The organism is Mesorhizobium dulcispinae (assembly GCF_033977345.1).
GTDB classification, from domain to species: Bacteria; Pseudomonadota; Alphaproteobacteria; order Rhizobiales; family Rhizobiaceae; genus Mesorhizobium; species Mesorhizobium dulcispinae.
In genome coordinates, this window is the sequence record NZ_JAVIIY010000041.1 from 1 (window position 1) to 8,937 (window position 8,937).

The window sequence follows — 8,937 nt, forward strand, 5'->3', positions numbered from 1 at the left end:
CCGACCCGCCAAATGCCGCGTCAGCGGCTTCGTTCAATCCCTTCCGATTCAATCAAGCTGTGAAACGCTCTAGCTGAGAGCGATGACCGCTTATCTCGATCTTGGCCCGCTCCAGACGTCTCTTGCGGCTAAGAAAAGCAAGACGTAGCCGATCAATGAGATGATGGATTGACCCCTCCAGGCGTGATGTCGCGGGCACGCGTGCGCAGCACGTCAGTTAGCCAATCTGGATTCATCTGCGGCACCGAACTCATAAGCAGTTGCGTGTATTCATCAAAGGGCGGCGACAACACGACCTGTTTCTCACCGCCTCGAACGACCCGGCCGCGGTGCATGACGACCACTTCGTCCGCAATCGCGTTCACTGTAGCGAGATCATGAGTGATAAAAAGGTATGAGAGTGACAACTCCTTCTGGAGTAGAATCAGCAGCTTAAGAATGCCCTCTTGTATGACTTGATCGAGTGCTGAGGTTACCTCATCGCAGATCATTAGCTCGGGCTTCGCTGCTAACGCGCGCGCGATAGCAACGCGCTGTTTTTGCCCGCCAGAGAGTTCTGAAGGGTACCGATCAATAAGAGCCCGGCTTAGTTCAATCATGTCCAACAGTTCGTTTACGCGCTGTTCAGCCGCCGTTCCCTTTAATCCGTAGTAGAGCCGAAGTGGACGCGACAGCAGCTTGCGAACTGTATGGCTGGGATTGAGCGAGGTGTCCGCCGATTGATAAACAAGCTGAATTCTTCGCAGAAAGTCGCTGCTCCGTTCTCGTCGAGACGACGGCAGCGGAAGGCCATCAAACACGACTTCGCCTTGCTGAACTACCAGCAGCCCTGAGACGACCCTAGCCAAGGTCGACTTGCCCGATCCCGACTCGCCGACGACCGCAACGGTATGCCCGCGGGGTACGGTCAAACTCACATCCTCCAGCACACGAACCGTGCCATATGCTGCGTTGATACGTCGGATTTCCAATATCGGCCGAGCGACATCGGCCTGAGGTTTTTCGAGGCAACGCACAGCCCAGAGAGTCTTGGTGTAGGGATGCTGGGGGGCTGCGAGCATGCGACGAGTCTCGGCCTCCTCGACTTTGAGACCATCTTTTAACACGACGATGCGATGAGCCATCTGCGATACAAGTGCCAAGTCGTGGCTGATATATATGGCCGCCGTCCCGTACTGCTGGACGACTTTGCGAATGGCTGCCAGAACTTCGACTTGAGTGGTCACGTCAAGGGCCGTCGTCGGCTCGTCAAAGATGATGAGGTCAGGCCGGCAGTTCATCGCCATAGCCGTCATTAGACGCTGCAACTGCCCGCCCGAAACCTGGTGCGGGTATCGATTGCCTATTCGGTCTGGGTTCGGGAGGGCAAGCTCACCAAATAGCGTAGTTGCTTTCTTTACGGCTCGGTTGCGCGTTTCTATTTTATGTATTTCGCAGCTTTCGACCACTTGGTCGATGAGCTTATGCGCAGGGTTGAAGGATGCGGCGGCACTCTGGGCGACATAAGCGACGCGCGACCCGCGCAGCTCGCGCTTAACCGGTTCGGGACTGTTACGAAGATCGATTTCATCGAAATTGATTCGCCCGTCAGCGAATACGCAGCCTTCCTTCAACATCCCCATTGCTGCCAATCCAAGAGTGGACTTGCCAGCACCAGACTCACCGATCAGACCGATGATTTCGCCCCGATGAACGTCAAGATCGATGCCCCGCAGGATTGGAACAGGGGAGCCGTCGACCGATCCATTGATAACGAGATTCCGGATGACGAGAAGCGTAGGGCGGCGTTCAATCTCGGTCTGCGAACTTTCCATGATCCCCTCAACCATTTGAAGCAGTCCTGACCTGCAAATACCAGTCGACGATGAAGTTGATAGCCACGGTAATCAAAGCGATCGCGGCTGCCGGAACCAATGGGGTGATATCTCCATATGTGATCAGGCTGGCATTTTCCCGAACCATTGAACCCCAGTCTGCCATAGGTGGTTGGATGCCCAATCCCAAGAATGACAGCGAGGAGATAGTCAGAAAGACAAAGCAGAAGCGAAGCCCAAATTCTGCCACCAGGATGAGCCGAATGTTGGGTAAAATCTCATGAGCGATGATCCACAGGATGTTTTCTCCGCGGAGCTGCGCAGACTCTACATAATCAGTTACCGTGACGTTCATCGCTAGTGCGCGAGCCAGCCGGAAGACCCGAGTTGAATCGAGAACCGCTATGATCGTGATGAGGTTCGGAATCGATGTTCCGAAAACGGAAAGGAGCATCAGCGCGAAGATCAACTGGGGGAACGCCATCAGAATATCGATCACGCGCGCGACAACCTGATCCACCCATCCGCCGAGCAGCGCGGCCGCCATTCCAAGCGTGCCTCCCAGCAAGAAGGACATGGTGGTCGTCACGACAGCGATACCGATGGAATTGCGCGCACCGTAAATCAACCGGCTGAGCACGTCACGGCCGAGTTGATCCGTGCCAAGCGGATGCACGCTGCTCCACGGAGCGAATGCCTCGGGAGAAGCCAGTTCCGATTCACCGAACGGCGCCACGAACCCCGCGAATAGAACGGCTAGTAAATAAACTGCGACGATGACGAAGCAGAGTTGAACGTTGAGGGGCGCTTTTCGGACCGAATAGCGGAACCTGTTACGCCGGCCGGGCAAGCGCACTTCACGCGGAGAAATATCGGTTGTGTTGCCGGTGTCCACCATCCGTCACCTCGCGTGGAGTAGCTTCGGGTTTGTTGCTATAGCAATAACGTCCGCAATGAGATTCATAAGGATGTAGACGCTTGCAAAAATCAGTGCGCATGCTTGCACTACCGGTATATCCCGAGTCCGCACTGCATCCACCATTGTCTGGCCGATCCCCGGGTAGACGAACACCGTCTCTACCACCACGACGCCCACCACCAGGTAAGCCAAGTTCACGGCCACGACATTGGCAATTGGCCCCCAAGCGTTGGGCAGGGCGTGGCGCAGAATGATTCGTGCTGGAGAAGCGCCCTTGTATTTCGCCATATCGATGTAGGGGCTAGACAACACACCCACAATTGCCGACCTTGTCATCCGCATCATGTGGGCGATGATGCCGATCGTTAAGGTCATGACGGGCAAGGCCATGCGTTTGACCCACTCGAATGAGTCCATTCCGTCGTTGACATTGGATAGGGTCGGTAGCCATCGCAGCCTGACGGCAACAAACATTATCAGGATATAGGCCATGAAGAATTCTGGGATTGAGATTGTCGTTAGGGAAACCCCATTGATCCCGCGGTCGAAGACGGTGCCTCGGTAAAGTGCGGACAGAATGCCGAGTATGATCGATAGTGGGACCGCAACGAGTGCGGTTACGCCAGCCAGGAGCAACGTATTACGCAGACGCGACGAGATAATATCCGCAACAAACCGAGGCTCGCTTGCCGTGGACGACAAAGATTCTCCGAGATCGCCGTGCAGGATGCCACCAACCCACTTGAAATAGCGCGTTGTCGCGGGTTGATCGAGACCGAGGCGGCTCTCAAAAGCGGCAATTGTTTCCGGAGTGGCGGACTGCCCCAAGATCGAGGTGGCAAAATTGCCTGGAAGCATGCTGACGGTCGAAAAAATAATAACCGAAACGGCCGCTAGCGACAAACTGCCGAGAAGCAAGCGAGAACAGATAGTCTGGAGGAGAGGCGACGTCATCTACGGTACCTTTGCGAAGCTAAATATCCTCTTGGTGTCGAAACCGTCGCCGGGCGGCGGCGCGTGGCCGTCGGGACAACCTGCTGCCCGGCGTGCAAGGGAATGACCGCGGGTAGGCCGCTGATTTGTAGGAGCCAGTAAGGATGGGTGATGTGCTGGCTGGAACTTTCGCCAATCACTTCTTGTGCAGCAATCAACCGACTGTTAACACCACGGCCGAGAGAATTCGCTTGCGACGATGATGTACTCGCCGTGCGTGGTGCCCCATCAATCTGCATCAAGAGACGTTCTCCCGATGAAAGTCGTCGCGATTCAGCTGCGCCTGAGCTTTAGTTCGCTCACCCATCGATTTTCACGCTATGCGTTCAGCCACCACCGCTCAGACGCCCGTCCATTGTCCAGCGGAAACACACCGCCAACGGTATTGAAACCAACCTTCCTGGAGACTGCGTTGGTGTAATTTAGGAAGGCATACGTGATCGTGCCGCCCTCATCGTGCAAAATCTGCTGCATTTCCGCGTATTGCGCGGCGCGCTTGGTTTGATCGGTTTCGCCGCGGGCCGCAATGAGCAACTCATCGAAGCGCTTGTGGCTGAAATGGGTCGAATTCCAAGCGGCACCTGTCTGATAGAATTGAGTAAAGAGCCAGTCGGCAGTTGCCCGGCCGAAATAGCCAACCGCCACGAACGGCTTTTTCAGCCACACCTTGTCCCAATAACCGTCGTCGGCCTCACGGATCAGATTAATTTCGATGCCAGCCTTAGCCGCTTGTTCCTTGAACAGAGCCGCAACCTCAACCGACCCTGTCGCGGCTGACTCAGCTACGGACAAATCAATTCTCAGCGTTTCATAGCCCGCCTTCCTCAGATGCTCCTTAGCCTTCTCAATATTGTAGGTGTGTTGAGGCTTCGGAGCGATGGCAAAAGGCATCGAGGGCGCTAGCGGGTTATCGTCACCTAGATGCGCCGAACCGAAATAAACCTTATTCAAGATCTCATCCCGGTTCATGGCATACTTAAGCGCCAAGCGAACATCATTATTGTTGAATGGCTCCACCTGCGTGTTCATGTCGAACGCATCATGACGCGCGCTGGCTACTAACTGCATCGCGATATCCGGATTGCGCTTCAACATGTTGATGGTCTTGATATCGACCTCCTCCATGTACTGCACCTCGTCAGTAACAAGTGCATTTGTCCGCGCAACGGCATCGGTGATGACGAGAAACTCGACCTCGTCAAGATAGGGCTTGCCTTCCTTGTGATAGGTTGGATTTCGCTTTAGCTTAGCGCTAACGCCGGGTTCGAAGTGCTCGAGCAGGAATGGCCCGGTACCCACCTTCGCACCCCAGTCTAAGCCACCTTCAGATTTCGCCGGCATTATCGGCAAATGGAAGTCCGCGAGCAGGTATGGGAAATCGGCAACGCCACTCGTTAGCTTGAATGTGACGGCTTCCTTTCCGTCGGCCCCAATCGATTCGACCTGCGCGAGCATGGCCTTTGCGCCGGAAGTAGTCCCCTTGCCCATATGGTGTTGCATGGATTCAATAATGTCAGCGGGCGTGACTTTCTTACCGTTATGGAACGTTGCGCCGTTGCGAAGCTTGAATACCCACTTGGTTGCACCCTCGGAAGACTCAAAGCGCTCGGCCAAGTCCGGCACTACGGAACCATCTGGAAGTATTTCGGTCAAATTGTTGCACATCGACCCGCCGAGCGCCGCAAGTGCGAATGAACTCGGCCAGGTCGCGGGATCGAGAGAGTCGGCTTGGGATCCATCGGCCAAGCCGAATTTCATAAAACCGCCCTTAGTCGGTTCGGCCGTATTCGCGAGCGCGGATTTCGGCAAGACGGTGCCCATACCGGCCACGCCAGCTAAGGCAGCTGCGTGATAAAGGAACTCACGGCGAGAAGTCCCTTTGCCTTGGGACGCGGTTCTTTCTTTGGTATTGTCAGGCATTTATACCTCCCTTCTTATCCGTCCGCCGATACTGAATCGCCAAGCGCGAGGTTCAATATTGCCGGAATTTACGTGGGTAATAGCTCGTAAAAAGCGTGCAGAATTGCGCCAAGTTTCGTCGTCCGACGGCCGCCGTCTGCTCCGGTCGGCGCGCTTAACACCTCGGCTCTTTTCTCTCCCTTTGAGTAACTTCTTCCAAAAATTGTTGCTACGTCTCACATTTTTTCAGCATAAGTTTATCGACTTTCGGCAATAATCCGTGCGGCAGCTCAGCTGACGCACGATGCCGAGTTCTCATCGAAAGATCACCGCAGCGTAGGAGTAAGCGATAAGCCCTTAGATCGCGTCATTGGCCTCCGGACGTGCCGAGGCCGTTGAAGGAGCGATTGGAGCGAAAGGGATGAAAGCCGGACGGCTCTTAGCGGTAGTGCCTGGCGTAACGATCGCCGAGGCTTGTCAGAATTTCGTAGGAAATCGTGCCGGCATCGCGGGCCACGTCCTCAAGCGATTGATGTGGTCCGAGAACCTCGACGAAGCTGCCGAGCGACAGCGTGCCTTCGGGCAAGGCGGTGATGTCGACGGTGATGCTGTCCATCGATACGCGGCCGGTAATCGGCAAACGCGTTTCCATGCAACAGACGGCGCCGCGGCCGCTGAGGCTGCGCGGCAGTCCATCGGCATAGCCTGCGGCGACCGTCGCAAGCCGGGTTTCTTTTTCCGCGACATAGGCGCCGGCATAACCAACCTTGGCACCGGCCGGTACCGTCCGGGTTTGGACCACGGCAACTTCCAGGCTGACCACCGGCTCCATTGGATTGGGCTCTCCCGCAGTCGGTGCTCCGCCATAAAGGGCTATCCCTGGTCTGGCGAGAACCCCGTGGTAGGGTTTGCCGAGAAAGATGCCTCCGGAATTGGCAAAACAGATATCGAAGCCAGGGAACTGATCGGCGATGCGCTCCATTGCCACGGACTGGTCGTCATTCTGTTGGTTATCTGCTTCGTCCGCCGAAGCCAGATGGCTCATGATGAACAGGACCTCGACGTTGCTCTGCGCCGACAGTTCCGCGGCAAGCGCACCGCATTCCTCCGCCGGGATACCGAGCCGTGACATTCCGGTATCGAACTGAACGACTGCGGGGAGCGTGCGCTTCAGATACTTTGCGATCGCTGACCAGCGCTGCCATTGCCGCAGCGAATTAATCACCGGTACGATGGCGCTTTCCGCGCAGGCGATCTCATCGCCAGGCTGGAGACCGTTCAGCACGAAGATTTGTGCGTCGTTGGCCAGCAGTGGCCGCAATTTCTGAGCCTCGGAAAACTGTGCGACGAAGAAATGACGGCAGCCCTTCGCACAGAGCGTGGGCGCAACGCGTTCGACACCGAGACCGTAGGCATTCGCCTTCACCACAGCCGCAGCGCGCGCGGGAGTTACGAGCGAGCAGAGCTTCGTATAGTTTCGAGCAAGCGCGGAGAGGTCGATCGTCAGGCGTCCGGTCGCGCCAGCTCGTTTTCCCGGATCGTCTGTTTCGCTATGCATAGTCTTCTCATTGAGGGGGGAACCATGAAATGGTGGACTAAATTTGCCGTCGGTTTCGAACCGAATAAGCCCAATTTCGCGGTATCCATTTCATAATCGTTCCACGGGCGACGGGTTTGTTTCAGATTGGTAATCAGGCACTATGCGCCAAACCAGTTTGAACCACGCTGCCTTCTCGCAGCTACTTACGCGGCGGCTACGCGCGTGGTGGATGATCCAGAATAGCAGGCGGCGAAAACAACTTTGCTCACAGTCGCTCCCGATGCCCCGCGAGGACTAGGTCGTAAACTCATAAACTGTGGACCAGCGACGCGGGCGATGGCAGGTGGTGTTTGATTGTGAGGCTTTGGAAGGTAGGATGTCCTGTTGCTCTCACTTGAAGACCACCGATGGGGCGAACTGCAGCATGTATACGGCCGCGCGGTGGACGTTCCAGATCTGCTGCGGGAATTGCGCTCAGCTACCAGTCCTACGAAAGGCTATCAGGAAGAGCCGTGGTATAGCCTCTGGTCGAGTCTTTGCCATCAAGGTGACGTTTATACAGCTTCTTATGCAGCTGTTCCGCACATCGTGGAAATCGCAGCTGAGACGCGAACGCCCATCGACTCTTCATTCTTCCAGCTACCTGCAGCTATTGAAGTTGCCCGGAGAACGGGGCGCGGACCTGAGATCTCTACCGAATGCGCCGACGACTATCACCGCGCTCTGGCGAGCCTTGGCGAGGTCGTAAGTCTCCATCGAAATGATGCTTGGGATCAATCGATGCTTTTGTCGGCAATGGCTGCTCAGGCCGTTGCTAAAGGTCATGTCGATGTCGCGGAGGTCATGCTGAATTTGGACAGCGATTTGATCGCTAAAATCAACAGGCTTGAGTTCAATTAGGCTTTCCTTCGGCCGCCCAAGCTGATTCACCGATGGCATGAGCCGATACGAACTGACCGACTTCGAGTGGCGCGCAATCCAACCTCACCTTCCCAACAAGCCACGTGGTGTGCCACGCGTCGATGACCGCCGTGTGCTGAACGGCATCTTCTGGGTGCTGCGATCGGGTGCGCCATGGCGCGATCTGCCAGAGCGATACGGCCCACGCACCACCTGCTACAATCGCTTCGTCCGATGGCGGAAAGCAGGTGTGTGGGACCGCCTCATGGATGACATCACCAAAGCCCATGATGCGACGGTGCAGATGATCGATACCTCCATTGTTCGCGTCCATCAGCAAGGCGCGACGGCAAAAAGGGGGATCGAGATTATTGTCTCGGTCGTTCCCGAGGCGGGCTGACGACCAAAATCCATGCTCTTGTCGACGCCGAAGGCAGGCCGATCAAGCTGACGCTCACGGCAGGCCAGATGAGTGACATCGCTTCCGCAGCGGACTTGATCAGGGATTTGCCCGAGGGTGCCATGCTGCTCGCCGACAAGGGCTACGATGCGAACGCCTTGCGCAATGCCGTCACCGAGCGAAAGGCATGGGCCAACATTCCGCCCAAGGCCAACCGCAAGGACGCGATCTGCTTCAGCCCCTTCCTCTATAAGGCGCGCAACCTGGTCGAACGCTTCTTCAATAAGGCCAAGCAATTCCGTCGTATCGCAACGCGATACGACAAGCTGGCCGAAAACTATCTTGCCGCCTTGAAACTCGTCGCAATCCGCATCTGGCTACGCGGTAATGAGTCTACGTCCTAGTCACCTGGAACCAAAGTAAGCTTCATTTTGTTCGGCTTCTGTCACAAGAGCAGGAGTTTGATCGATGG

Annotated in this window: 6 protein-coding genes and 1 pseudogene; 2 read left to right on the plus strand and 5 right to left on the minus strand. The window is 56.0% G+C overall.

The window, feature by feature from the left end:
- Nucleotides 1-152: 152 nt before the first annotated feature.
- The 5 genes from RFN30_RS31930 to alr form a co-directional block, all read right to left on the minus strand.
- Nucleotides 153-1,829 (minus strand): ABC transporter ATP-binding protein, encoded by a 1,677-nt coding sequence (locus RFN30_RS31930; RefSeq protein WP_320265935.1) that lies wholly within the window; start codon nucleotides 1,827-1,829, stop codon nucleotides 153-155.
- Nucleotides 1,822-2,712: an ABC transporter permease gene (locus RFN30_RS31935; RefSeq protein WP_320265936.1), complete on the minus strand. Its 891-nt coding sequence runs from the start codon at nucleotides 2,710-2,712 to the stop codon at nucleotides 1,822-1,824. The genes RFN30_RS31930 and RFN30_RS31935 overlap by 8 nt, the downstream gene beginning before the upstream one ends.
- 3 nt (nucleotides 2,713-2,715) lie before the next feature.
- The gene (locus RFN30_RS31940) at nucleotides 2,716-3,687 is read right to left on the minus strand and encodes an ABC transporter permease (RefSeq protein WP_320265937.1); all 972 of its coding nucleotides are present in this window, start codon (nucleotides 3,685-3,687) and stop codon (nucleotides 2,716-2,718) included.
- A gap of 357 nt (nucleotides 3,688-4,044) precedes the next feature.
- Nucleotides 4,045-5,646, minus strand: coding sequence for an ABC transporter substrate-binding protein (locus RFN30_RS31945; RefSeq protein ID WP_320265938.1), 1,602 nt, complete (start codon nucleotides 5,644-5,646; stop codon nucleotides 4,045-4,047).
- Nucleotides 5,647-6,064: 418 nt separating this feature from the next.
- On the minus strand, nucleotides 6,065-7,183 hold the full coding sequence (alr, locus tag RFN30_RS31950) for an alanine racemase (RefSeq protein ID WP_320265939.1): 1,119 nt from the start codon (nucleotides 7,181-7,183) through the stop codon (nucleotides 6,065-6,067).
- Between the two features lie 366 nt (nucleotides 7,184-7,549).
- Between alr and RFN30_RS31955 the strand changes: the two genes are divergently transcribed.
- Nucleotides 7,550-8,065, plus strand: coding sequence for a hypothetical protein (locus tag RFN30_RS31955; RefSeq protein WP_320265940.1), 516 nt, complete (start codon nucleotides 7,550-7,552; stop codon nucleotides 8,063-8,065).
- Nucleotides 8,066-8,102: 37 nt separating this feature from the next.
- Nucleotides 8,103-8,869 (plus strand): annotated as a pseudogene (locus tag RFN30_RS31960) (IS5 family transposase).
- The last annotated feature ends 68 nt before the right edge of the window (nucleotides 8,870-8,937 follow it).

Bases quoted from the DNA above. Each gene is read 5' to 3' on its own strand.
- RFN30_RS31930 (WP_320265935.1), bottom strand. From the start codon at position 1,829: ATGGTTGAGGGGATCATGGAAAGTTCGCAGACCGAGATTGAACGCCGC.
- RFN30_RS31935 (WP_320265936.1), bottom strand. From the start codon at position 2,712: ATGGTGGACACCGGCAACACAACCGATATTTCTCCGCGTGAAGTGCGC.
- RFN30_RS31940 (WP_320265937.1), bottom strand. From the start codon at position 3,687: ATGACGTCGCCTCTCCTCCAGACTATCTGTTCTCGCTTGCTTCTCGGC.
- RFN30_RS31945 (WP_320265938.1), bottom strand. From the start codon at position 5,646: ATGCCTGACAATACCAAAGAAAGAACCGCGTCCCAAGGCAAAGGGACT.
- alr (WP_320265939.1), bottom strand. From the start codon at position 7,183: ATGCATAGCGAAACAGACGATCCGGGAAAACGAGCTGGCGCGACCGGA.